Origin of the sequence: Streptomyces sp. NPDC096176 (assembly GCF_044763255.1) — a bacterium.
Lineage (GTDB): Bacteria > Actinomycetota > Actinomycetes > Streptomycetales > Streptomycetaceae > Streptomyces.
Map to the genome: position 1 here is coordinate 64,033 of NZ_JBIWFV010000006.1, position 21,477 is coordinate 85,509.

Sequence of the window (21,477 nt, forward strand, 5' to 3'; positions counted from 1 at the left end):
CGCGCGTCACGCGCGGGGCTCGGCGCCCCGTTTGTGCAGCAGGTCGACCATCAGCTCCACCTCCGACGCCTGCGCGTCGACCATGCCCTGCGCGAGGTCGCGCTCCACACCGACCGCGCACTGCTCGACGCAGCCCTTGGCCATGGCGATGCCGCCGTTGTGGTGGATGATCATCAGTTGCAGGTAGAGGATCTCGGCCTGCTTGCCGCTCAGCGTGCCCAGCCTCTTCAGGTCTGACTTGGTCGCCATGCCGGGCATCAGCGCCCCGTCGTCGGCGCCGTCGTCGGCGGCGTGCCCGGCGGAGTGTCCACCGTGCCCGGACGCACCGTCCTTGGGCCCCGCGGTCATCCACTCCATCGGCTCGGCGTCCGCGGAGATCTTCGGCAGACCCCACAGGTCCAGCCACCCCAGCATCATGCCGCGCTGGTTGGCCTGGGTATTGGCGATGTCGTACGCGAGCCTGCGCACCTCTTCGTCCTGCGTGCGGTCGCGGACGATGAACGACATCTCCACCGCCTGCTGGTGGTGGACCGACATGTCACGGGCGAAGCCGGCGTCCGCGGACGCCGTCGTCGGCGTACCGCCACCGGACCCGGGCCCCGACCCGCCCCCCGCGGAGGCCACCGTGGCGGCCCCCGCGAACAGAAGCGCGAGCACGACCGCCGTGACGGCGGCCCAGTGCGTTCGCGTCATACCCATCACTTGCCGCTCAGCCCGCCCGTGCACGCCGCACCCGGCTCGGGAGTCTGCGCGCCCTGCACATACTTGGTGAAGAACTGGCTGACCCGCGGGTCGTCGGCCGAGTCGACGGTGACCTGCTTGCCCCAGGCGCTCAGCGTGATCGGGCCCTGCTGGTCCTTGTACGGACTCATCAGCGAGTAGGGCGTCGCCTTGACCTTCTTCGCGAGCTTGTCCACGTCGGCCTTGGCGGCCTTGTCGGTGTACGTCACCCACACCGCGCCGTGCTCAAGGGAGTGGACGGCGTTGACGTCCGGGACCGGCTCGTTGTAGACGTCGCCGTTGCAGTTCATCCACACCTGGCTGTGGTCGCCGCCCACCGGCGGCTTCATCTCGTAGCTGACGGCCGTCTCGACGTGGTTGCGGCCCAGCTTCTTCGCGTCCCAGGACTTCTCTTCCTTGACCGGGGCCTTGGCCTCGGAGACGCGCTGCTCCTTCTCCTCGGACTCCTTGTTGAGCACGAAGACTCCGAAGCCGACGAGGCCGGCGACGACGAGGCCGCTGATGCCGATGGTGAGGATGCGGTTGCGGCGCTCGCGGGACTGCTCGGCGCGGCGCATCTGCTCTATCCGGGCCCGGCGGTCGTTGGTGGTGTTACGGGAAGCCATGGTGGCGTCGTCCTTCGTGAGGTCTGCGGAATGGGGTTCAGCGATGCGTGCAAGGCGTGCGGCTGTGTCACGTCCGCAGCACTTGAAGGACGTGCAGGTCCGGGGCGCGTGCGAGCACCCCGGAACGGTCCGGCCGGCCGGCGTTCGCCGGCTGATCCCCGTACGGGGGCTGGGTGCCCGCTGCCACCGGGGCGTCCAGCGGCGGCGCGGTGAGCACCGCCGGGCTCAGCACCGGCAGCATTCCGCAGCCGCCGTCGTCGTACGGGCAGCTGTAGACGGAGGCCGAGAGGGGCTGGTGCGTCGAGAAGGCCGTCTCGCCGCCGTGGTGCTGACCCGCCGGGCCGAGGCAGATGAAGAGCGCGCCGAGGAGCGTCGCCACGGCGCTCAGCAGAGCCGTGGGACGCGCGGTGCGCGAGAGGCGGTCGGTCCGCGAACCCCCCATGGCCGCAGATCGTAGTAGGCGCGTGCCCCTGTTACCGCAAACGGCCGACAAAGAGCGGCAGCGCGGGGCCCCGCCGCGACGTGGCGGGGCCCCGCGGGATCGGTTGCCTCAGACGTGCTCGGGCGCGCGGCCTGCCTGCGACGGGGGGTTCACCGCGTGTGCGGCGGGCCGCGAAGGACCTGTCCGGAACAGCCGCCCCGGCCACCAGAACCAGCGGCCCAGGTCGAGGGCGAGCGCCGGCACCAGCACCGTGCGGACCAGGAAGGTGTCGAGCAGTACGCCGATGCCGACGATGACGCCCATCTGCGCCATGGTCACCAGCGGCAGCCCCGCGAAGACCGCGAACGTCGCGGCGAGCACGACGCCCGCGCTCGTGATGACGCCGCCGGTGGTCGTCAGCCCCTCCAGCACACCGCGTACGTGGCCGAGCCGCTCCGACTCCTCCCGGACCCGGTGCATCAGGAAGATGTTGTAGTCGATGCCGAGGGCGACCAGGAAGACGAAGCCCATCAGCGGGATCGACCAGTCGACGCCGGCGAAGCCGAGGACGTGCTCGAAGAGAAGGTTCGAGGCGCCGAGCGCCGCGAAGTACGAGAGGACGACCGTGGCGAGCAGCAGGACCGGCGCGACGATGGCCCGCAGCAGCCACACCAGGACGAGCAGCACCACCAGCAGCACGACCGGCACGACGGTCCGCAGGTCGCGGTCGGCCGCCCGCTGGGTGTCCAGCGTCTGCGCGGTCGTACCGCCGACCAGGGCGTCGGCCCCCTCGACCCGGTCCACCGCGGAGCGCAGCGCGTCGACGGTGTCCTTCGCGGCGTCGCTGTCCGGGGCGTCCTCCAGGACGACGGACAGGGTCGCCAGCCGGCCGTCGGGGGTGCGCTCGCCGTCGTCGACCCGGGCGACACCGTGCACCCGGGAGACGGCGGCCTCGACGGCGTCGGTGTGCCCGGCGTTCACGACGACCGTCGCCGGGTCGGAGGCGCCCGACGGGTAGTGCGCGGAGATCCGCTCCTGGGCGACGACCGACTCGGGCTTGTCCTGGAACATCTCGGACTGGGTGAGGCCCATGTTGATGCCGAAGGCGCTGAGCGCGAGCACACCCGTGACGGCGACGGACATCAGCCACGACCAGCGGGGCCGGCGGGCGACCATCGCACCGATACGCGACCAGACGGTGACGGACCTGCGCGCCGGGGTGCCGTGCCGGGGCACGAACGGCCAGAACACCCAGCGGCCGGCGATCACCAGCAGCGCCGGCAGCACCGTGACCATCGCCAGGAAGCCGCACACCACGCCGAGCGCGCCGACCATCCCCAGGGACCGCGAGGAGTTGATGTCGGCGAGGGACAGACAGGCGAGGCCGACCGCGATGGTGCCCGCGGAGGCGAGGATCGCCGGGCCCGAGCGGTGCAGCGCGAGCTGCATCGCCGTGTGCCGGTCCTCGTGGCGGTGCAGCTCCTCGCGGTAGCGCGCGATGAGCAGCAGGGCGTAGTCGGTGCCCACACCGAAGACGAGCACCATCAGGATGCCGGCGCTCTGCGGATCGACCGGCAGGCCCGCGTACTTGGCCAGCAGGTAGGTGCTGACCTGGGTGAGGACGGCGGCGAAGCCGACGGACAGCAGCGGGAACAGCCACAGGACCGGGCTGCGGTAGGTGATCAGCAGCAGGAAGGCCACCACCAGACCGGTGGCGATCATCAACGTGGCGTCGAGCGTGTCGAAGACCGCGACCTGGTCCATCAGCGAACCGGCCGGCCCGCCGACCTCCACGTCGAGCCCGGGCGGCGCGTTGGCGCCGGCGATCCTGCGGATCTCCTCGACCTTGTCGCCGAGTCCGTCCTCCGAAGAGAGCGGTACGACGACCATCAGGGCCCTGCCGTCCTCGGACGCCAGCACGGGCGGGACCTGTTCGCCCTTGGCGGCGAACGCGGAGATGGCCGCCCGGTCCGCCTCCGCCTTGGCGCGGGCCGGCGCGCCGACCGTCCGCTCACCGCTGTAGACCGTGACGACCGGCATCAGCGCGTCCGTACGGAACTTCTCCAACTCCGTGTTGACCTGCGCGGATTCGGCGCCGTTGGGGAGGAAGGCGTTCGGTCCGGACTCCTCGACCTCGCCGAGCTTGCCGGCGAGCGGGCCGAGTGTGACGGCGAGGATCACCCAGCCGACGAGGACGAGCCACTTGGTGCGACTGCCGCCCGGCGCACCGGCCAGGCGCTTGAGCAGCGCTCTCATGAGTAATCTCCTGTGTGTGGAGTTCTGGGCGCACGAGACCCGCACCGCGGCGTGAGGCTTCGCAGACCTGTCGCGGAGTGGGTGGAAGTGCGCGGGTTGTGTGCTCCATGGATACGGCCGGGAGTTGCAGCTCCCGGCCGTATCGACCGGGCCGGTACGGGCCCTGTTCGTCCGGCCGTGTCAACCGGCCGGTACGGCCCCTATTCGATCTCGCGCATCATCTTCTCCATCGAGGCGAGCGAGATGCGGGTCTGCGTCAGCTCCTCGAGGTTGCGCCGGTGCAGCTCTGTGCTGTCCTCCAGCAACTGCGCGTATTTGACGGCGAGTTCGCGGTACGCCGCGTCACGGGCGGCCAGTGAGCGGGCCCGCCAGGTCGCGGCGATCTGCCAGACGATGACGATGCAGAGGAGGAAGAAGCCGGCGGATCCGACCGCTCCGACCGTGTTCGCGTTCACTTCGTCGTCTCCTTCGTGTTCATCGGGTCCTTCTTCTCCTTCTCCGCGTCCTTCTCCTCGTCGGGCAGAGTCCTCGCCGCCGCGGCCACGACGTCGGGCGTCAGCGTCAGACAGAAGGGCGTCAGCTCGAAGTACTTCATCGCCTTGCCGCCGTCGGACAGCTCCAGCTCTCCCACCACCAGCCCGGCGGCCTCCAGGCGCTGCAGATGCATGTGCAGCAGAGGCCGTCCGATGCCGAGTTCCCGCGCCAGCCGGCTCACGTAGTTCCGCCCGTCGAGGAGGGCTGCCACGATCCGCATCCGGTGCGGGTTGCCGAGTGCGGAGAGGATCTTGAGCAGTTGGTCGCCGGTGGGCCCGGGACCTTCCCGCGGGGCCGGGTTCTCGCTCATCGCCGTCCCCCTCGTCCGTACCTGTCGGTTCAGACTGACGCACCCTGGAGGGGGGTGTCAAAGAAAGCTGACACATGTCCGGGGGGAGTGAGGGGGGCCTCAGGGTCGTCTCGGGGTGAGCCCTGACCCACAATGGGCACAGCCGCGTGCGCAACGTCCCCGAAACCCGCGGATGGGATGCTCGACACAGCAGGTACGCGCCGTGACCGGCAAGGATGGGTGGAAATGGACAAGCAGCAGGAATTCGTGCTCCGTACGCTCGAGGAGCGCGACATTCGCTTCGTACGCCTGTGGTTCACCGATGTGCTCGGCTTCCTCAAGTCGGTCGCCGTGGCACCCGCCGAGCTGGAACAGGCTTTCGACGAGGGCATCGGCTTCGACGGGTCGGCCATCGAGGGCTTCGCCCGCGTCTACGAGTCCGACATGATCGCCAAGCCGGACCCCGGGACCTTCCAGATCCTGCCCTGGCGCGCGGAGGCCCCCGGCACGGCCCGGATGTTCTGCGACATCCTCATGCCGGACGGATCCCCGTCCTTCGCGGACCCGCGCTTCGTGCTGAAGCGCATCCTCGCCAAGACCTCGGACCTGGGCTTCACCTTCTACACCCACCCCGAGATCGAGTTCTTCCTGCTCAAGGACAAGCCCGTCGACGGCAGCCGGCCCACTCCCGCCGACAGCTCCGGCTACTTCGACCACACCCCGCAGAACGTGGGCATGGACTTCCGCCGGCAGGCCATCACGATGCTCGAGTCCATGGGCATCTCGGTCGAGTTCAGCCACCACGAGGGGGCGCCCGGCCAGCAGGAGATCGACCTGCGGTACGCGGACGCGCTCTCCACCGCCGACAACATCATGACGTTCCGCCTGGTCATGAAGCAGGTCGCGCTGGAGCAGGGCGTGCAGGCCACGTTCATGCCGAAGCCGTTCTCGGAGTACCCCGGCTCCGGCATGCACACCCACCTCTCCCTCTTCGAGGGCGACCGCAACGCCTTCTACGAGTCCGGCGCCGAGTACCAGCTCTCCAAGGTGGGCCGCTCCTTCATCGCCGGTCTGCTGGTGCACGCCGCCGAGATCTCGGCCGTCACCAACCAGTGGGTCAACTCCTACAAGCGCATTTGGGGCGGCTCGGCCCGCAGCGCCGGAGCGGGCGGCGAGGCCCCCTCGTACATCTGCTGGGGCCACAACAACCGCTCGGCCCTGATCCGCGTCCCGATGTACAAGCCCGGCAAGACCGGCTCCGCCCGCATCGAGGTCCGCTCCCTGGACTCCGGCTGCAACCCGTACCTGGCCTACGCGGTCCTGCTGGCGGCCGGCCTCAAGGGCATCGAGGAGGGCTACGAACTCCCCGCGGGCGCGGACGACGACGTCTGGGCGCTCTCCGACGCGGAACGCCGCGCGATGGGCATCGCCCCCCTGCCGCAGAACCTGGGCGAGGCGATCGACCTGATGGAACGCAGCGAGCTGGTCGCCGAGACGCTGGGCGAGCACGTCTTCGACTTCTTCCTGCGCAACAAGAAGCAGGAGTGGGAGGAGTACCGCTCCGAGGTCACGGCGTTCGAGCTGCGCAAGTCGCTGCCGGTGCTGTAGGCGCGGATCAGGCGTCGAGGGGCCCGTACAGGCCCCTCGATCGGACCTGGAGGGGGCCGGCTCGCCCTGCCCCATGGCGCGCAGGGGTGCGTGCGGTGCACCATCTGCGGGTGGCTTGAACCGCCGAAGAGGCGGTCGTGCGGCGCGCGTCGTCGCCGCCCCACCCGGAGACCCCGATGTTGACCACCATGTCGGTGAGCCGGCTCGGATGCACCGGACCCGCTCGTGCCGGTGCTCGTCGGATCACCGCGCCGCCGTGCGAGCCCTGCCGCCCGTTCTCCGGGGCAGCGGGGCTCGCGGCGGGCGTCCGTCGTCAGTTGTCGAGCACCGCGAGATCGAGGTCGCGGAGGCGGTCCGCGTCCGCGATCACGTCGATCTCGGTGATCCTGCCGTCGGCGAAGGAGAAGGCGAGCGCCAGGAACAGCCGGCCGCGCGGCGCCATCACCAGCCCGACCGCTCCGTTCACCAGCGCCGGCTGGGAGAACCTGGCCCGCTGTGCGGCGGCGCCCGCGCCCTTGGCCACCTTGTCGGAGCCCCGGACGACAAGAGGTTCGGGGGTGGGTCCCGCCGCCCGGTCGGCCCGGAGCACCACGTCCGGGTGGAGCAGGGCGACCAGCGCGTCGAAGTCCCCGCCGCGCGAGGCGGCGAGGAACGCGTCGACGACTCGGCGCTGACGGGTCAGATCGGACTCGGGAACCGCTGCGCCTCCCTTGACCCGTCGGCGGGCGCGGCTCGCGAGCTGCCTGGCCGCGGTCGGCGAGCGCTCGATCATCGGGCCGATCTCGTCGAACGGGACGGCGAACATGTCGTGCAGCACGAAGGCGAGACGCTCCGCCGGAGTGAGCGTGTCCAGTACCACCAGCAGAGCCAGCCCCACCGAGTCGGCCAGCACGGCCTCCTGCTCGGGGTCGGGCGCGTCCTCGAGGCCGGTCACATGATCGGCGGGGCGCACGTCGAGGGGCTCCTCGCGGCGGGAGCGGCGTGCGCGCAGCATGTTCAGACATACGCGGGCCACCACCGTGGTCAACCACCCGGCGGGGTTCTCGACACTGCCCGCGTCGGCCCGGTCGATGCGCAGCCAGGCTTCCTGGAGAGCGTCCTCGGCCTCGGTCGCCGAGCCCAGCATCCGGTACGCCACCGCGCGCAGCCGCGGCCGGTCCTCCTCGAATCGCCGGGTCACCCATGCCTGCTCGTCGCTCACGTCGCATTCCTCACGTCATGTGCCCCCGTTGCGGAGTCTCGTAGAAGTAGACCCCCCGCGCCCCGCTGATGTGACAGGAACGGCGGTGAGGACGGTGTGGCCGGTGAGGCGGCGCGACCGGGTACATCGAGGACAGAAACCGTCCTAGATATCCCCCGCTGGGATGCGAACCCCACCGGGTGCCCCGACCCTGGAGTGACGGGGGACCCTGCGTCGAGGAGGAAAACCCCATGTCCATGATGGACAAGCTCAAGAACATGCTCAAAGGCCACCCTGAGCAGACGGACCAGGGCATCGACAAGGCCGGCGACTACGTGGACGGCAGGACCCAGGGCAAGTACAGCCGTCACGTGGACACGGGCCAGGAAAAGATGCGGGATCAGTTCGGTGGAGGCGGTACCGGTGCCGCGGGCGGTACTCCTGGTCAGGAGCGCCGCGACGAGCCGCCGGCCCCGTAACAGCAGTCGACCCGCACGCGTGTGAAACGGCCGGTCCGGGCCGGCGGGCGCGCCCGCCGACCCGGACTGCCGTTGCGTCTACACCCGGGCCCGCTTGCGGGCCAGCAGGTACGCCTGCGGCGTCTTCTCGTCCGGCTCCGCCTCGCGCACCAGACGCGCCCGCACCTCGAACCCGGCCTCGCCGAGCTGGGCTTCCACCGTGTCCGGCTGCATCCGGTGGAAGTCCAGCGAAATGGAACGGCCGAATCCCTCGGTGTGCCGGGAGATGTCCGACCCGGCCTGGAAGGCGAGCGCCAGGTGCCCGCCCGGCCCGAGCAGCCGGTGGAACTCCGCCAACACGGCCGGAACCCTCGCCGGTGGCAGGTGGATCAGCGAGTACCAGCCGACGATCCCGCGCAACGAGCCGTCCGCGAAGCCGCCGAGTTCCGTCATCGAGCCCTCGTCGAAGCGCAGTTGAGGGTACGTCTGCCGGGCCAGCGTGACCATGACGGGGGACAGATCTACTCCTCTGACGTCCATCCCGACACTGTCGAGATACGCCGTCACCCGCCCCGGCCCCGAACCGAACTCGACCACGGGGCCTCCGCCGTCGGCCGCGACGGTTTCCGCGAACGCCGTGAGCACGGCACGGGCAAGGGGTTTGGCCTCCGGCTCGGCCTTGAAGAGCTCCGCGTACCCCTCGGCGATGGCGTCGTACGAGGAACGGGTGTCGGTGAGGAAGGCATCCTCCGACGGGCGTTCCGTCATGGCGGGCGAGTGATGGGATTCCATGCGGCAGGGATACCAGCCGCCTCTGACACTCCGTCCGACAGCGAGAGAGCGTGGTGGTTCTCAGCCCGCGTCGTCGAGCCGGGTGACGCGCGGGAGTTGGACGCGCCAGTCGCTGCGGGCCGCGTCCGGATGGGTGTGGATACGGCTGCGGAGACAGGGCCTCGAAGCGGTCCGCCGGCGCGTCCGGTCCGTTCGGCGTGCCCGAGAAGGGGCTGAGCGAGGCCGGAGGGAAGGGCCGAAAGCAGCCGTGAAGGTGGCCGCCGCCTGCCGCGCGTACGCGTGAGGTCGCCGTCCGCCGAGAACCGTTACCGCTTCACCGGCCGACGGGGCCGGGCACCTCCTGGGGCCCGGCTCCGGCGCGGCGCGGGCCTCAGCGCTCCGACAGCGGTGACGGCGCCTCCTGGACGCACCAGCTGTTGCCGTCGGGGTCCTTGAAGAACATGAACGAGTTCCACTCCTCGCCCGGGCCGTCCTCCCAGCCGGTCGCGCCCACGTGCTGGATCGGTGTCACCGGGACACCGCGCGACATGAACTCGGAGTGGGCCGTCGCGAGGTCCGTGACGCACAGCTGGAGGCCGTGGAGGGTGCCGGGGTCCATCATGGGCTGCTCCGGGTGCGCCGGCATGCCGCTCATCAGCGCGATCGAGCAGCGTGAACCGGGCGGGGTCAGCTGGACGATCCGCATGCCGGGGGCGACCTCCGAATCGAGGTCCACCTTGAAACCGCACGCTTCCGCGTAGAAGGTCTTCGAGCGGTCCACGTCCGCGACCGGGACGGTGACGACCTCGAGGGTCAGTTCCACAATGGTTCCTTTCGTCGGGTTCGACGCGCCTACCTGGCCGCGTCAGTGGTCGAAACGCCAGCGGGTCTGGCCGTACGGATCGCCCTTCGCGAAGCCGAAGGCCGTTCGCGGCGCCACCCGGAACACCACGGCCTCGCCGCCGTCGCCGACGAACACCCCGTCACCGACCTCGAACGTCCAATCGGGACCGTACTTCTCCACGTAACGCCCCGCCAGGGCGCGCAGGCTCGGCTCGTCGGTCACCTGGACCGCCTCGCCCTCGACGACCACGTCCACGCCCTCGGTCAGCGAGGGGAGCCCGGTCGTGAGGACGACTTCCCGGTTGTGGCGGAGGTTCCTCGCCTTGCGCTCCTCGGCGCCCGTGCAGAAGTGCAGGGCGCCGTCGTGCCAGACGGCGATCAGCGGCGTGACATGCGGGCGGCCGTCGGGCCGTACCGTCGTCAGCCAGAAGACCTCGGCTTCGCGCAGCTGGGCGAGCGCCTCGGACCACTCGGCCGGCGACGCCTTCGGATCGCTGTAGCGGGCGTCCAGTTCCGGCTGGGGCGCCGACAGGGGCTCGGTCGCGGACATGGCGCGTCCTCTCGATTCGCGTGACGGGTCAGCGAATGTGTAGACCGGTCCGGCGCCCCGTACTCATCGCTCAGCCGACCGGCCCCCACCGGCCGTCCGCCGAGAACCAGTACAGGCGGCCGTCCTGGCCGACGGCACCGACCCCCGCGTCCGCTCCCGCCGGCGCGCCCACGAACTGCGGCCCGGCCGACTGCCAGGGCGCCCGGTCGGCAGGCTGCCACGGCGCCCCACCCGCGGACCGGCCCGCCGTGCCCGTACCCGGCTTCGGCAGCGAGGTCCCCGGCACACCGGTTCCCGAGCGGACGGCGAGCACCGCGCTGTCCGGGCCCGAGGCACTCACCGGGCCGAAGCCCGCGGGTCCGCCGAGTTCGACGACGGGGGAGGCCAGGGGGCCGGAGAACCGGGCCGTGCGGACGTCGCCGGAGACGGGCCTGCGGAACCAGAGCCGTACGCCGTCGCCGTCCGGCTTCACGCTCAGCGCCAGGGTCGTCGGCGGCAGCCGGGTCGCCGCCGGGCCGCTGAGCGGGGCGCCGGGCGCCGCCTGCGTCCAGGACAGGACCGTCTGCGGCGTGGCGACGAACACATGCTGACGGCCGCTCGCGTCCGAGGCCACGGCCGGGTCGCCGTGCAGGTCGCGGCCGCCGCGTTCCTGCCACGCCGGGGCCCAAGAGCCGTCCGTCCGCTGGGCGCGGGAGCTGAGTGAGTGGTGGCCGTCGCGGAGGTAGACCGTGATACGGCCGGCCTTGTCGACGGTGGCCGCCGGGGCGCTGATGTCGGACACGCCGGAGGCGTCGTCGCGTTCCGGGGTGCCCAGCGACTGCCACGGGCCGAACCCGCCGTCGGGCGTGCGCTGTACGGCGGTGACGACGTCCCTGCGGTAGTCGGCCGGGCCCGCGCCCGGCGTCGTACGGGTGGCGAAGACCGCGATCCGGCCGTCGGCAAGACGGACGGACGTGACGCCGCTGTCGAGCCCCGTGCCGGCCAGCAGCCGGGGCCCCTCCCAGACGCCGCGCGCCGACCGGTGCCACACCGCGAGGCGGGTGTCGAGCACCGAGAACGCCCACGTACCACCGTCCGCGCCCGGCTGCACCCATGACGTGGACTCGCCGCGGGTGTAGCGGACGGACTCGGTCCACCCGTGGCCGCCGGGGCGTGCGGCCACCTTGCGGTCGCCGCACCCGGCCTGCTCGTCGCCGCAGTAGTTCGTGTCGTCCATCCACGCGTACGTCCGCATGGTGCGCAGCTTCGCCGCGGCCGTCTCGGGGTCGAGAGTGCGCGGCAGGCCGCTGGTGAGGTAGCCCAGATAGTTCTGCACGGAGAAGGCGGCGTGGCCGGGCACCGCCGCGTACTGCGCGAGTGCCGCCTGGGCGAAACGCGCGCCGAACATGTGGTCCTGATGGTCGGAGTGGCGGCCCGTCGCCGCGATCAGACCGGGCGTCGGGTCCTGCATCCGCACATGCGTCGGCTCGAACCGCTCCAGCAGCCCCGCCACCGTGTCGACGACCTGCCGCTTGCTGTACGCGAAGTCCCGCACGACCGGGCTGCCGGAGGCGAGCTGCGACCTCAGCCGGTCCACCCGGCCGTCCCACAGGCCGTGCAGGCTGCTGGGCCGGTCCCCGTGTATCGACCCCGCCTCGCGCAGCTGCACCCACACCAGGCTGATCCGGGGGCGGGCCACCAGGACGTCGAGCTCGGCCGTGCCGCCGCCGGCGGTGGGTATCGCGGTGCGCCGCCAGGGGCTGGTGCGGTCGCCGGTGGCCATTTCCGCGTACGCCGCACGGATGCCGTTCTGCCGGGCCTCCGCGTAGCGCTCCTTGTCGGCGGCGGGCGGGGCGACGGGCGCCATCGGGCCGGTGCGGGCGGCGTTGACACCGTCGGACTCGCCGGCCGTGAGATAGACGGAGGTGAGGGGGTTCCCGGACACGACGGACTGGCGGGTGTCCGGGTTCATGAAGAACAGGTCGTCGTCCGGGTGCGCCACGATCTGCATCACCGACGCGGCCCCCGGCCGGGCCGCCGTGGCCGGCCGCTTCCCGTGCCCGCCCGGCTCCGCCGAGGGGCGGGCCCCGGGGGCCGTCCGGGGTACGTCGGAGGCGGCGAGGTCGGCGCCGAAGAACCAGCCCATGCCGACGAGCGGGGCGATGACGAGGGCCGCCGGGGCACGGCGGGACAGCAGGGCGAAGCGGCGGCGAAGCCCGGACGAGCGCATTCGGTGGTGCTTTCGGTGTTCAGGTCGGTCAAGGTTCTGACCGGCGAGAACATGGATCACCGCTGGTCGGCCGTGAAGACGGAGATACCGAGGATGCGGTTCACGAGGGCCGAAAAGTGCGGAACATGGTGTATCTCACGTGCCGCCTACGTCACTTGTGGAGTGCGTCACCGGCCACCGGCCACCGGCCACCGGCCACCGGTCGGCACGGCCCGCGCACCGGGACGCGGCTCCGCGCGGCCCTCCGGGGCCGGTCCGCCGCCCTGCGGCTACGCTCGGGCGCACAGGGCGGCATGGGCGACATGGGCGACACGGCAGGACGGGAGACCGGGATGACGGTTCCGGGGCGCAGGAGCAGCACCTTCACCCGGCTGCTGAGGCACGGTTTCACCGATGCCTCCGCCGCCGGACGGCTCCTCGAGCTCCCCGACATGTCGTCAGTGCGCAGCGATCCCGTCCTGCTCGACGCCCTCGGCGCCACGGCCGACCCCGACCTCGCCCTGCGCGCGCTCGTACGCCTCGTCGAAGCGCACGAACAAGACGAAAAGCGTCGATTCCTGGACAATCTCGTCACGGCGAAGCCGCTGCGCGACCGGCTGCTCGGCGTCCTCGGCGCATCCGAGGCACTCGGCGACCATCTGGCCCGCCACCCTCGCGACTGGCACGCCCTCGCCACCTATGAGTCCGCCGATCTGCACCCGGGCATCGCCGAATTCGAACGCTGCCTCGCCGACGCCACGGACCCGGTCTCCCTGCGCGTCTCCTACCGCCGCTGCCTGCTGGCCATCGCGGCCCGTGACGTGTGCGGCACCACCGACGTCGCCGAGGCCGCCGCCGAACTCGCCGACCTGGCCACCGCCACCCTGCGCGCGGCCCTCCGCATGGCCTGCGCCGCCGCGCCCGACGACGCCGCCGCCTGCCGGCTCTCCGTCGTCGCCATGGGCAAGTGCGGCGGCCACGAGCTCAACTACGTCTCCGACGTCGACGTCATCTTCGTCGCCGAACCCACGAACGGCACCGAGGAGGCCAAGGCCCTCCAGGCCGCCACCCGGCTCGCGTCCCACCTGATGCGCATCTGCTCGGAGACGACCGTCGAGGGCACCATCTGGCCCGTCGACGCCAACCTGCGGCCCGAGGGACGCAACGGGCCGCTGGTGCGCACGCTCTCCAGCCACCTCGCCTACTACCAGCGCTGGGCCAAGACCTGGGAGTTCCAGGCCCTCCTCAAGGCCCGGCCCGTCGCCGGGGACGCCGCCCTCGGCGAGGCGTACATCGAAGCCGTCGCCCCGCTCGTCTGGCAGGCCGCCGAGCGCGAGAACTTCGTCGCCGACGTCCAGAAGATGCGCCGCCGCGTCGTCGACAACATCCCCGCCGCCGAGATCGAACGCGAACTCAAACTGGGCCCCGGCGGTCTGCGCGACGTCGAGTTCGCCGTCCAGTTGCTGCAACTCGTGCACGGCCGCAGCGACGCCACCCTGCACAGCGGCACCACCCTCGAAGCCCTCCAGGCCCTGGCCGCCGGCGGGTACGTCGGACGCGCCGACGCCGCCCAGCTCGACGAGGCGTACCGCTTCCTGCGCGCCATGGAACACCGCATCCAGCTCCACAAACTGCGGCGCACCCACCTCGTGCCCGAACAGGAGGCCGACCTGCGCCGCCTCGGGCGCTCCCTCGGTCTGCGCACCGATCCCGTCGCCGCACTCAACCGGGAGTGGAAGCGGCACGCCTCCGTCGTACGCCGGCTGCACGAGAAGATTTTCTACCGGCCGCTGCTCGACGCCGTCGCCCAGCTCACCCCCGGCGAGACCCGGCTCAGCCCCAAGGCGGCCGGCCAGCGCCTCGAGGCACTCGGATACGCCGACCCGACCGCCGCCCTGCGCCATCTCGAAGCCCTCGCCTCGGGGGTGAGCCGCAAGGCCGCCATCCAGCGCACCCTGCTGCCCGTCCTGCTCGGCTGGTTCGCCGACTCCGCCGACCCCGACGCCGGCCTCCTCGGCTTCCGCAAGGTGTCCGACGCGCTCGGCAAGACGCCCTGGTACCTGCGGCTCCTGCGCGACGAGGGCGCGGCCGCGGAGAACCTGGCGCGCGTGCTGTCCGCCGGACGGCTCGCGCCCGACCTGCTGCTGCGCGCCCCCGAGGCCGTCGCCATCCTCGGCGACCCCGGCGGACTGCGTCCCCGCGGCCGCGACCACCTCGAGCAGGAGATCCTCGCCGCCGTCGGCCGGGCCGACACCGCGGAGGCGGCGGTCGCCGCCACCCGAGGAGTACGCCGCCGGGAGCTGTTCCGTACCGCCGCGGCCGACCTCATCGGGTCCTACGGCACCGAGGACAACCCCGCCGAAGGCGACCCCGGCACGCTGGTCGACCGCGTCGGCGACGCCGTCACAGAACTCACCGCCGCCACCATCGCCGGCGCGCTGCGCGCCGTCGTACGCGACAAGTGGGGCGACACCCTGCCCACCCGCTTCGCCGTCATCGGCATGGGTCGCTTCGGTGGCCACGAACTCGGCTACGGATCCGACGCGGACGTCCTCTTGGTGCACGAACCGCGCGACGGCGACGACGAGCAGGAAGCGGCACGGGCGGCCGCCGCGGTCGTCGCCGAGATGCGCCGGCTGCTGCAGCTGCCCACCGCGGACCCGCCGCTGCTCATCGACGCCGACCTGCGGCCCGAAGGGCGCAACGGGCCGCTCGTGCGCACGCTCGCCTCCTACCGGGCGTACTACCACCGCTGGTCACTGGTCTGGGAGAGCCAGGCGCTGCTGCGCGCCCTGCCCATGGCGGGCGACCTGCCCCTCGCGGAGGCGTTCATCGAACTGATCGACCCGCTGCGCTACCCGCGCGAGGGACTCGGCGACGAAGCCGTGCGGGAGATCCGCCGGCTCAAGGCGCGCATGGAGTCCGAACGCCTGCCGCGCGGCGCCGATCCGACCCTGCACACCAAGCTCGGCAGGGGCGGCCTCAGCGACGTCGAATGGACGGTCCAACTGCTCCAGATGCGCCATGGCGCGACGGAGCCGGGCCTGCGCACGACCCGCACCCGCGAGGCCCTGGCGGCGGCCCGCACCGCGGGCCTCATCTCGGCCGACGACGCCCAGACCCTGGACGAGGCCTGGGTCCTGGCGACCCGCGTCCGCAACGGCGTGATGCTGGTCCGCGGCCGCGCCGGCGACACGTTCCCCTCGGAGGCGAGGGAACTCGCGGCGGTGGGGCGGTATCTGGGCTACGGCCCGGGACACGTGGGAGACATGCTGGACGACTACCGCCGGGTGACGCGACGGGCGCGGGCCGTGATGGAGTCGATCTTCTACGACGCGTAGCGGAACGTCGAGCCTCGCCGGGGTGCCTCCCACGGCCGCCGGGCCAAAGGGGGCGGTGGCGCGAGGTTCGGGGCGGAGCCCCGACGGCCGGATCCAGCCTCGTCGGGGTGCCTCCCACGGCCGCCGGGCCAAAGGGGGCGGTCGCGCTGGGTTCGGGGCGGAGCCCCGACAGGACCGGCACGATCGTCAGGTGCGGGCAGCCGGCAGGAAGCGGCGGGGATCGGCCGACGGCGCCTCGTCCACAATCCGCGGCAGCCGATGCGGCCACGCCCGGTACCACACGTACGAGACCCCGAAGCCGAACGAGAGGCAGACCATGCCGCCCACCGCGTCCAGCCAGAAGTGGTTCGCCGTGGCCACGATGACGACCAGCGTCAGTGTCGGGTAGAGCAGGCCGAGGATCTTCGCCCACGGCGCCGTCGCCACCGCGAACATGATGAGGCCGCACCACAGTGACCAGCCGATGTGCATGGAGGGCATCGCGGCGTACTGGTTCGACATGTTCTTGAAATTGCCGGAGGCCATCGAGCCCCAGGTGCCGTGGACCAGGACGGTGTCGACGAAGTTCTGTCCGGTCATCAACCGAGGCGGTGCGAGGGGGTACAGGTAGTAACCGACCAGAGCCACACCAGTAGTGGCGAAAAGGATGAGTCGGGCGGCCGCGTAGCGGCCGGGATGCGCGCGGTAGAGCCACACGAGCACACTGATCGTCACGATGAAGTGCAGCGTCGCGTAGTAGTAATTCATCGACACGATGAGCCATGTCACCGAGTTGATGGCGTGGTTGACGGAGTCCTCCACCGCTATGCCGAGTGTCTTCTCCGCCTGCCAGATCCAGTCCGCGTTGCGCAGGGCCTGGTACTTCTGCTCGGGCACGGCGTTGCGGATCAGCGAGTACGTCCAGTAACTCACGGCGATGAGCAGGATTTCGAACCAGATGCGGGGGCGGCCGGGGGTCCTCGGGGCGCGCCAACCGCGCGGCGTCTGCCCGGGGGCATGTGGAGGAGCGGCCACGACCTCGTCCTCCACCATGGGTGACGGGGTCGCCGTCCGGCCTTCCACGGTCTTCACGGTCGCTTCACCCATGGGAGAGGAGTCTGCCAGATGAATGGCACTCTCCGATCATCCCCCCGTCGGGTTCGTACCGCATGGTCTCCCCCTTACGGAGGAGGGGTTTCCCCCGGCGCGGCCAAAGGGCGGAGGGGGCGGTCAACGGGCCGCGGAGGCCGTTGAACCCCGAACCACCAGCTCCGGCAGGAAGACGAACTCGCCGTGCACGGGCGCCCTCGGGCGGTTCGGCGCGGACGCCGAGTGGCTGTCGCCTATCTCCTCCAGGAGCGCGCGTACGGTCGCCTGCCCCATGGCTGTCACCGGCTTGCGCACGGTGGTCAGCGGCGGGTCCGTGAACGCGATCAGAGGTGAGTCGTCGAAGCCCACGACGGAGATGTCGTCCGGCACTTCGAGGCCCCGGTGCCTGGCCGCCCGTATCGCGCCCAACGCCATCATGTCGCTCGCGCACACAACGGCCGTGCAGCCGCGGTCCATCAGGGTGGAGGTCGCGGCCTGGCCGCCCTCCAGGGTGTAGAGCGAGTGCTGGATCAGCTCCTGCGCGGCCTGCGGCCCGATGTCGAGCTGTTCCTGCAGGGCGAGGTGGAAGCCCTCGATCTTGCGCAGCACCGGGACGAACCGCCTGGGGCCGACGGCGAGGCCGATCCGGGTGTGCCCGAGCGAGACGAGGTGGGTGACGGCGAGGCGCACCGCGCTGCGGTCGTCCGCGGAGATGAACGGCGCGTGCACGCCGGGCGCGAAGCCGTCGACGAGGACGAAGGGGACGCCCTTGGCGCGGAGCCGGTCGTAGCGCTGCATGTCGGCCGTGGTGTCGGCGTGCAGCCCGGAGACGAAGATGATGCCGGAGACGCCCCGGTCCACCAGCATTTCTGTGAGTTCGTCCTCCGTGGACCCGCCGGGGGTCTGGGTGGCGAGCACCGGGGTGTAACCCTGCCGGGTCAGCGCCTGGCCGATGACCTGGGCGAGGGCGGGGAAGATCGGGTTGTCCAGCTCGGGTGTGATCAGCCCGACCAGCCCCGCGCTGCGCAGTCGCAGCCGTACGGGCCGTTCGTAACCGAGTACGTCCAGGGCGGCGAGCACCGTCTGGCGGGTGGTCGCGGCGACTCCGGGCTTCCCGTTGAGGACGCGGCTCACCGTCGCTTCGCTGACCCCCGCCTGGGTCGCGATGTCGGCCAGGCGTGCGGGTGCGGTCACGGATCGGACTGTACCGGTCACAAAGGCGGCTGCCCACCAGGCCGCGCTGGGGCGGCGGTTGGGGCGAGGGCCGGACGGTCGAGTGGCTTCTCCAGGAGCAGCACGCCGTAACGGCTGCCGTCGGCCGCCTCCTTGGCGGGCTCCTCGCCGACCACCCGGTAGCCGGCCGCCTCGTAGTAGGCGCGCAGCCGCGGATTGCTGCTCAGGCAGTCCAGCCGCGCCAACTGCCGCCCGTCGGCCGCGATCCGCCGCTCGCCATGGGCGAGCATCGCCCGCCCCGCGCCCGTCGGCGCGTACGCGTGAGCGGTCATGAGGCGGTGCACATAACCCGCGACCGGAGGCTGAACTCCCCACGCGGGGATGTCGTCCCACCACAGCTCGTACGCCCCGACGGCCCGCCCGCCGGCCTCCAGCAGCCATACCTCGCCCTCGGCGATCCGGCGTTCGAAGTGGCCGGCGTCCTTGTCGCCGGGCTTCCACTGGTCGATGCCGTTGCGCAGCATCCAGTGGGCGGCGCCGTTGTAGAGGGCGACCAGGGTGTCCACGTCGGCGCCGGTGGCCGGCCGGAAGTCGGAGTCGGTGATCATGGGGGCCATGATGGCGGTGGAGCGCCGGCCGCCGCACCGCCGGCCCGCTCGAAGGGGAGGCGGCCCCGGGCGTCCTACCGCAGGCGCTGCGCGGGCACCTTCGCGATCGCGGGCGCCAGAGCCATCAGTCGGCCCAGGAGATCACCGAACGGGCCCTCGACCGGCTCGTCGGCGAGGACGCGCACCAGAAGCGCGGCCATCTCCTCGTCGTAGGCGGCGCTCACCGCCGTGAGGGCCGCGAAGTCGTGCACCAGCTGCAACTCCAGCTCGGCGCGCGGAATGCGCCGTCCGTCGAGCCAGAGCAGCGCCGTCGACTCGGCGAGCGACACCCAGGAACGGACGACCAGTTCCAGGCGCGAGGACGGGCTGTCGATCTCCAGGTGCTTGAGGATCTGCTCGTAGGCCGCCTGCCGCACCTCGTCGATCATCGCGTTGGTGGTGGACGAGCCGACGGCGGGCCCGCCCCGCATCAACGCGGAGAAGCCGGGGCCGTGTTCCTCGACGAAGTCGAAGAACCGGCCCATCACCCGCAGCAGCCGGGCCCCCAGCGGCCCCTCGGGCGGCTCCTGGAAGCGCCCCGCGAGTTCGTCGGCCGCCCGCCGCAACGCCGCTTCGTACAGACTCTGCTTGCCGGGGAAGTAGTGGTACACGAGCGGGCGGGAGATCCCCGCGGCGGCCGCGATCTCGTCGATCGAGACGTCGTCGGGGGAGCGGCGGCTGAACAGTTCCAGCGCCACACCGATCAGCTGCTGCCTGCGCTCCTCGACGCCCATTCTGCGCCGCACCCCGGTCGTCATGCGTCCACCCTACCGACCGACCGGAACGCCGAGCCTTCGCGGACCTCTTGCCTAGAGGTCCAGGATCAGTCGCTCGCCCCGGCTGCGGGAGACGCAGATCAGCATCGAGTCGGCTCGTTCGGCGTCCGTCAGCACCTCGTCGCGGCGTTCGATGTCGCCCGCCAGGACACGCTGTTGGCAGGTGCCGCAGAACCCCTGCTCGCAGGAGTACGCGACGTTCGGCAGCTCCTCGCGCACAGCGGCCAGGACCGACCGGTCCACGGGGACCCGGACCACCCGGCCCGTGCGGCGGAGTTCGACCTCGAAGGAGCCGCCCGGTGAAGCGGCGCCCAGGGAAGCGGTGCCCGGCGTGAACCGTTCCGTGTGGAGGGTGCAGGAATCGGGGCGGAGCGCGGCGACCGCGTCCATCAGTGGACCGGGGCCGCAGCAGTACACCGCCGTGCCCGGCGCGGTGCCCTCCAAGTGAGCCGCCAGGTCCGGCGGGCCCGACTCGTCGTCGGCCACGACGCTCACCCTGCCGCCCTCCGCGCCCAGTTTCTCCAGCTCGTCCACGTACGGCATGGAGGCCCGCGTCCGGCCGCCGTACAGCAGACGCCAGTCAGCTCCGCGTGCGGCCAGTTCGCGAAGCATCGGCAGGATCGGTGTGATGCCGATGCCGCCGGCGACGAAGACGTACGCCTCGGCGTCGACCAGCGGGAAACGGTTGCGTGGGCCGCGGATCTCGACGCCGGCGCCGGTGCGCAGCCGCTCGTGGACCTCGCGCGAGCCGCCCCGGCCGTCCTCGACAAGCCGCGTGGCGATGGTGTACGTCCCCGTTTCCGTCGGATCGCCGCACAGGGAGTACTGGCGGACCAGACCGGACGGAAGGATGACGTCCACATGCGCGCCCGGTCGCCAGGCGGGCAGTTCGGCCGCTTCGAGGCGGAGTTGGACCACGTTCCACGCGGGCTGCGTCCGCTCGGTGACCACGGCGTGGAAGGACCGGGTGCGGGGCCGCCCGGACATCGGAGTCTCCAGCGCCGGAAGGGGCCACAGCGGGGCCCGCTCGATCCGGCGGCGTACGGCACGCCTGGCGAGCAGCGCCGCACCGGTGACGAGGACGAGCGTGCGGGCGGTGCGCACGAGCGGCATGTCAGCGGGCTCCGTTCGCGGCGGGCGAGGACGCCAGGTAGGCGAGCGCCCTCGCCGTGTCGCCCTCCTGGGAGGGGTGGTAGGAGCGGCTGAGGTATCGGGGAATCGAACGCAGCAACTCCTCCGTCGACGGGAGGGTGCCCTGCCGGCCCGCCCGGTAGAACGTGCCGAAGCCGGCCCGCCCCTTCAGCGGCGAGGGGTCGTTCTCCATGAAGAAGCGGACCCCGCGCTGCCACAGGAAGACCAGGGCTGAGAAGGCGATCGCCCAGGTGCGCACCCGGCGGCGGTAGCCGCCGTCGACATGCATGAAGAGCTCGAAGGCCACCGAGCGGTGCTCCACCTCCTCCGCGCCGTGCCAGCGCAGCAGATCGAGCATGACCGGGTCGGCGCCGCGCCGGTCGAGCTCGTCCGCGCCCAGCACCCAGTCGCCCAGGACCGCCGTGTAGTGCTCGATCGCCGCGATCATGGCGACCCGTTCCATCAGCCACCACCTGCGCGCCCTGCCGGGCGGCAGCGTCCGGTCGCCGAGCAGCTTCTCGAACAGCCAGTCCACCTGCGCCGTGTACGGCGTCGGGTCCAGGCCGAGTTCCTTGAGGTGGGGCAGCACCTCGTCGTGTGCCTGGGAGTGCGTCGCCTCCTGCCCGATGAAGCCGATGACGTCCTTGCGCAGCCGCTCGTCGCGGATGTACGGCAGTACCTGCTTGTAGACGTGGACGAACCACCGTTCGCCGGCCGGGAGCAGCAGGTGGAGCACGTTGATGGTGTGCGTGGTGAACGGGTCGCCCGGGACCCAGTGCAGGGGGGTGTCCGACCACTCGAAGGCGACCTTGCGGGCCTTGAGCGGTGTCCACTCGGACTCGACCGCGCGTGGCTGCGTATTAGACATGGCGTCAATGTACTGATGGGTACGCCGCG

General features: G+C 71.6%; 20 protein-coding genes. 3 read left to right on the top strand and 17 right to left on the bottom strand.

Annotation, left to right across the window (positions count from 1 at the left end; genetic code table 11):
• Nucleotides 1-6: 6 nt before the first annotated feature.
• The 6 genes from ACIQ7Q_RS17955 to ACIQ7Q_RS17980 form a co-directional block, all read right to left on the bottom strand.
• Nucleotides 7-693, bottom strand: coding sequence for a DUF305 domain-containing protein (locus ACIQ7Q_RS17955; RefSeq protein WP_403862350.1), 687 nt, complete (start codon nucleotides 691-693; stop codon nucleotides 7-9).
• Nucleotides 694-698: 5 nt separating this feature from the next.
• A complete protein-coding gene (locus ACIQ7Q_RS17960) occupies nucleotides 699-1,346 on the bottom strand; it encodes a DUF3105 domain-containing protein (RefSeq protein WP_403862353.1) in 648 nt (215 codons plus the stop codon).
• A gap of 67 nt (nucleotides 1,347-1,413) precedes the next feature.
• Nucleotides 1,414-1,788, bottom strand: coding sequence for a hypothetical protein (locus ACIQ7Q_RS17965; RefSeq protein ID WP_403862356.1), 375 nt, complete (start codon nucleotides 1,786-1,788; stop codon nucleotides 1,414-1,416).
• Between the two features lie 108 nt (nucleotides 1,789-1,896).
• Nucleotides 1,897-4,023 carry an MMPL family transporter gene (locus ACIQ7Q_RS17970; protein WP_403862358.1) on the bottom strand — a complete coding sequence of 709 codons (2,127 nt, stop codon included), beginning with the start codon at nucleotides 4,021-4,023 and terminating at the stop codon, nucleotides 1,897-1,899.
• Between the two features lie 200 nt (nucleotides 4,024-4,223).
• Nucleotides 4,224-4,478: a hypothetical protein gene (locus tag ACIQ7Q_RS17975; RefSeq protein ID WP_403862361.1), complete on the bottom strand. Its 255-nt coding sequence runs from the start codon at nucleotides 4,476-4,478 to the stop codon at nucleotides 4,224-4,226.
• On the bottom strand, nucleotides 4,475-4,867 hold the full coding sequence (locus tag ACIQ7Q_RS17980) for an ArsR/SmtB family transcription factor (protein WP_403862364.1): 393 nt from the start codon (nucleotides 4,865-4,867) through the stop codon (nucleotides 4,475-4,477). The genes ACIQ7Q_RS17975 and ACIQ7Q_RS17980 overlap by 4 nt, the downstream gene beginning before the upstream one ends.
• Nucleotides 4,868-5,092: 225 nt before the next feature.
• Between ACIQ7Q_RS17980 and ACIQ7Q_RS17985 the strand changes: the two genes are divergently transcribed.
• Nucleotides 5,093-6,454, top strand: coding sequence for a glutamine synthetase family protein (locus ACIQ7Q_RS17985; protein ID WP_356633037.1), 1,362 nt, complete (start codon nucleotides 5,093-5,095; stop codon nucleotides 6,452-6,454).
• Nucleotides 6,455-6,767: 313 nt separating this feature from the next.
• Here ACIQ7Q_RS17985 and ACIQ7Q_RS17990 read toward each other — a convergent pair whose 3' ends face one another.
• The gene (locus ACIQ7Q_RS17990; RefSeq protein WP_403862367.1) at nucleotides 6,768-7,655 is read right to left on the bottom strand and encodes a sigma-70 family RNA polymerase sigma factor; all 888 of its coding nucleotides are present in this window, start codon (nucleotides 7,653-7,655) and stop codon (nucleotides 6,768-6,770) included.
• Nucleotides 7,656-7,885: 230 nt separating this feature from the next.
• Here ACIQ7Q_RS17990 and ACIQ7Q_RS17995 point away from each other — a divergent pair, with 230 nt between their 5' ends.
• A complete protein-coding gene (locus tag ACIQ7Q_RS17995) occupies nucleotides 7,886-8,113 on the top strand; it encodes an antitoxin (RefSeq protein ID WP_403862370.1) in 228 nt (75 codons plus the stop codon).
• 78 nt (nucleotides 8,114-8,191) lie between these two features.
• Here the strand turns inward: ACIQ7Q_RS17995 and ACIQ7Q_RS18000 are convergent, their stop codons facing one another.
• From ACIQ7Q_RS18000 to ACIQ7Q_RS18015, 4 genes are all read right to left on the bottom strand, one after another.
• Complete coding sequence (locus ACIQ7Q_RS18000) at nucleotides 8,192-8,884, bottom strand: class I SAM-dependent DNA methyltransferase (RefSeq protein ID WP_403862373.1); 693 nt, start codon at nucleotides 8,882-8,884, stop codon at nucleotides 8,192-8,194.
• 370 nt (nucleotides 8,885-9,254) lie between these two features.
• Nucleotides 9,255-9,686: a VOC family protein gene (locus tag ACIQ7Q_RS18005; RefSeq protein WP_403862376.1), complete on the bottom strand. Its 432-nt coding sequence runs from the start codon at nucleotides 9,684-9,686 to the stop codon at nucleotides 9,255-9,257.
• A 42-nt stretch (nucleotides 9,687-9,728) separates the two neighbouring features.
• Nucleotides 9,729-10,256: a pyridoxamine 5'-phosphate oxidase family protein gene (locus tag ACIQ7Q_RS18010; RefSeq protein WP_403862379.1), complete on the bottom strand. Its 528-nt coding sequence runs from the start codon at nucleotides 10,254-10,256 to the stop codon at nucleotides 9,729-9,731.
• A 70-nt stretch (nucleotides 10,257-10,326) separates the two neighbouring features.
• Nucleotides 10,327-12,465: a PIG-L family deacetylase gene (locus ACIQ7Q_RS18015; RefSeq protein WP_403862382.1), complete on the bottom strand. Its 2,139-nt coding sequence runs from the start codon at nucleotides 12,463-12,465 to the stop codon at nucleotides 10,327-10,329.
• A gap of 332 nt (nucleotides 12,466-12,797) precedes the next feature.
• Between ACIQ7Q_RS18015 and ACIQ7Q_RS18020 the strand changes: the two genes are divergently transcribed.
• On the top strand, nucleotides 12,798-15,785 hold the full coding sequence (locus ACIQ7Q_RS18020; protein ID WP_403862385.1) for a bifunctional [glutamine synthetase] adenylyltransferase/[glutamine synthetase]-adenylyl-L-tyrosine phosphorylase: 2,988 nt from the start codon (nucleotides 12,798-12,800) through the stop codon (nucleotides 15,783-15,785).
• A 186-nt stretch (nucleotides 15,786-15,971) separates the two neighbouring features.
• Here the strand turns inward: ACIQ7Q_RS18020 and ACIQ7Q_RS18025 are convergent, their stop codons facing one another.
• The 6 genes from ACIQ7Q_RS18025 to ACIQ7Q_RS18050 all read right to left on the bottom strand — a co-directional run bounded on the left by ACIQ7Q_RS18025 (nucleotide 15,972) and on the right by ACIQ7Q_RS18050 (nucleotide 21,448).
• The gene (locus ACIQ7Q_RS18025; RefSeq protein ID WP_403862387.1) at nucleotides 15,972-16,871 is read right to left on the bottom strand and encodes a phosphatase PAP2 family protein; all 900 of its coding nucleotides are present in this window, start codon (nucleotides 16,869-16,871) and stop codon (nucleotides 15,972-15,974) included.
• A 123-nt stretch (nucleotides 16,872-16,994) separates the two neighbouring features.
• On the bottom strand, nucleotides 16,995-18,047 hold the full coding sequence (locus tag ACIQ7Q_RS18030; protein WP_403862390.1) for a LacI family DNA-binding transcriptional regulator: 1,053 nt from the start codon (nucleotides 18,045-18,047) through the stop codon (nucleotides 16,995-16,997).
• Between the two features lie 17 nt (nucleotides 18,048-18,064).
• Nucleotides 18,065-18,634 (bottom strand): GNAT family N-acetyltransferase, encoded by a 570-nt coding sequence (locus tag ACIQ7Q_RS18035; RefSeq protein WP_403862393.1) that lies wholly within the window; start codon nucleotides 18,632-18,634, stop codon nucleotides 18,065-18,067.
• 74 nt (nucleotides 18,635-18,708) lie between these two features.
• Nucleotides 18,709-19,431, bottom strand: coding sequence for a TetR/AcrR family transcriptional regulator (locus tag ACIQ7Q_RS18040; protein ID WP_403862396.1), 723 nt, complete (start codon nucleotides 19,429-19,431; stop codon nucleotides 18,709-18,711).
• Between the two features lie 51 nt (nucleotides 19,432-19,482).
• Nucleotides 19,483-20,562, bottom strand: coding sequence for a PDR/VanB family oxidoreductase (locus tag ACIQ7Q_RS18045; RefSeq protein WP_403862399.1), 1,080 nt, complete (start codon nucleotides 20,560-20,562; stop codon nucleotides 19,483-19,485).
• 1 nt (nucleotide 20,563) lies between these two features.
• Nucleotides 20,564-21,448 carry a metal-dependent hydrolase gene (locus ACIQ7Q_RS18050; protein WP_403862402.1) on the bottom strand — a complete coding sequence of 295 codons (885 nt, stop codon included), beginning with the start codon at nucleotides 21,446-21,448 and terminating at the stop codon, nucleotides 20,564-20,566.
• Nucleotides 21,449-21,477: the final 29 nt, after the last annotated feature.

What these genes read in the sequence shown, in the direction of transcription:
- ACIQ7Q_RS17970 (WP_403862358.1), bottom strand. Translation starts at nt 4,023, where the DNA reads ATGAGAGCGCTGCTCAAGCGCCTGGCCGGTGCGCCGGGCGGCAGTCGC.
- ACIQ7Q_RS18010 (WP_403862379.1), bottom strand. Translation starts at nt 10,256, where the DNA reads ATGTCCGCGACCGAGCCCCTGTCGGCGCCCCAGCCGGAACTGGACGCC.
- ACIQ7Q_RS18050 (WP_403862402.1), bottom strand. Translation starts at nt 21,448, where the DNA reads ATGTCTAATACGCAGCCACGCGCGGTCGAGTCCGAGTGGACACCGCTC.
- ACIQ7Q_RS17955 (WP_403862350.1), bottom strand. Translation starts at nt 693, where the DNA reads ATGACGCGAACGCACTGGGCCGCCGTCACGGCGGTCGTGCTCGCGCTT.
- ACIQ7Q_RS18025 (WP_403862387.1), bottom strand. Translation starts at nt 16,871, where the DNA reads ATGGGTGAAGCGACCGTGAAGACCGTGGAAGGCCGGACGGCGACCCCG.
- ACIQ7Q_RS18015 (WP_403862382.1), bottom strand. Translation starts at nt 12,465, where the DNA reads ATGCGCTCGTCCGGGCTTCGCCGCCGCTTCGCCCTGCTGTCCCGCCGT.
- ACIQ7Q_RS17995 (WP_403862370.1), top strand. Translation starts at nt 7,886, where the DNA reads ATGTCCATGATGGACAAGCTCAAGAACATGCTCAAAGGCCACCCTGAG.
- ACIQ7Q_RS17980 (WP_403862364.1), bottom strand. Translation starts at nt 4,867, where the DNA reads ATGAGCGAGAACCCGGCCCCGCGGGAAGGTCCCGGGCCCACCGGCGAC.
- ACIQ7Q_RS18040 (WP_403862396.1), bottom strand. Translation starts at nt 19,431, where the DNA reads ATGACGACCGGGGTGCGGCGCAGAATGGGCGTCGAGGAGCGCAGGCAG.
- ACIQ7Q_RS17960 (WP_403862353.1), bottom strand. Translation starts at nt 1,346, where the DNA reads ATGGCTTCCCGTAACACCACCAACGACCGCCGGGCCCGGATAGAGCAG.
- ACIQ7Q_RS17965 (WP_403862356.1), bottom strand. Translation starts at nt 1,788, where the DNA reads ATGGGGGGTTCGCGGACCGACCGCCTCTCGCGCACCGCGCGTCCCACG.
- ACIQ7Q_RS18045 (WP_403862399.1), bottom strand. Translation starts at nt 20,562, where the DNA reads ATGCCGCTCGTGCGCACCGCCCGCACGCTCGTCCTCGTCACCGGTGCG.
- ACIQ7Q_RS18000 (WP_403862373.1), bottom strand. Translation starts at nt 8,884, where the DNA reads ATGGAATCCCATCACTCGCCCGCCATGACGGAACGCCCGTCGGAGGAT.
- ACIQ7Q_RS18020 (WP_403862385.1), top strand. Translation starts at nt 12,798, where the DNA reads ATGACGGTTCCGGGGCGCAGGAGCAGCACCTTCACCCGGCTGCTGAGG.
- ACIQ7Q_RS17985 (WP_356633037.1), top strand. Translation starts at nt 5,093, where the DNA reads ATGGACAAGCAGCAGGAATTCGTGCTCCGTACGCTCGAGGAGCGCGAC.
- ACIQ7Q_RS18035 (WP_403862393.1), bottom strand. Translation starts at nt 18,634, where the DNA reads ATGATCACCGACTCCGACTTCCGGCCGGCCACCGGCGCCGACGTGGAC.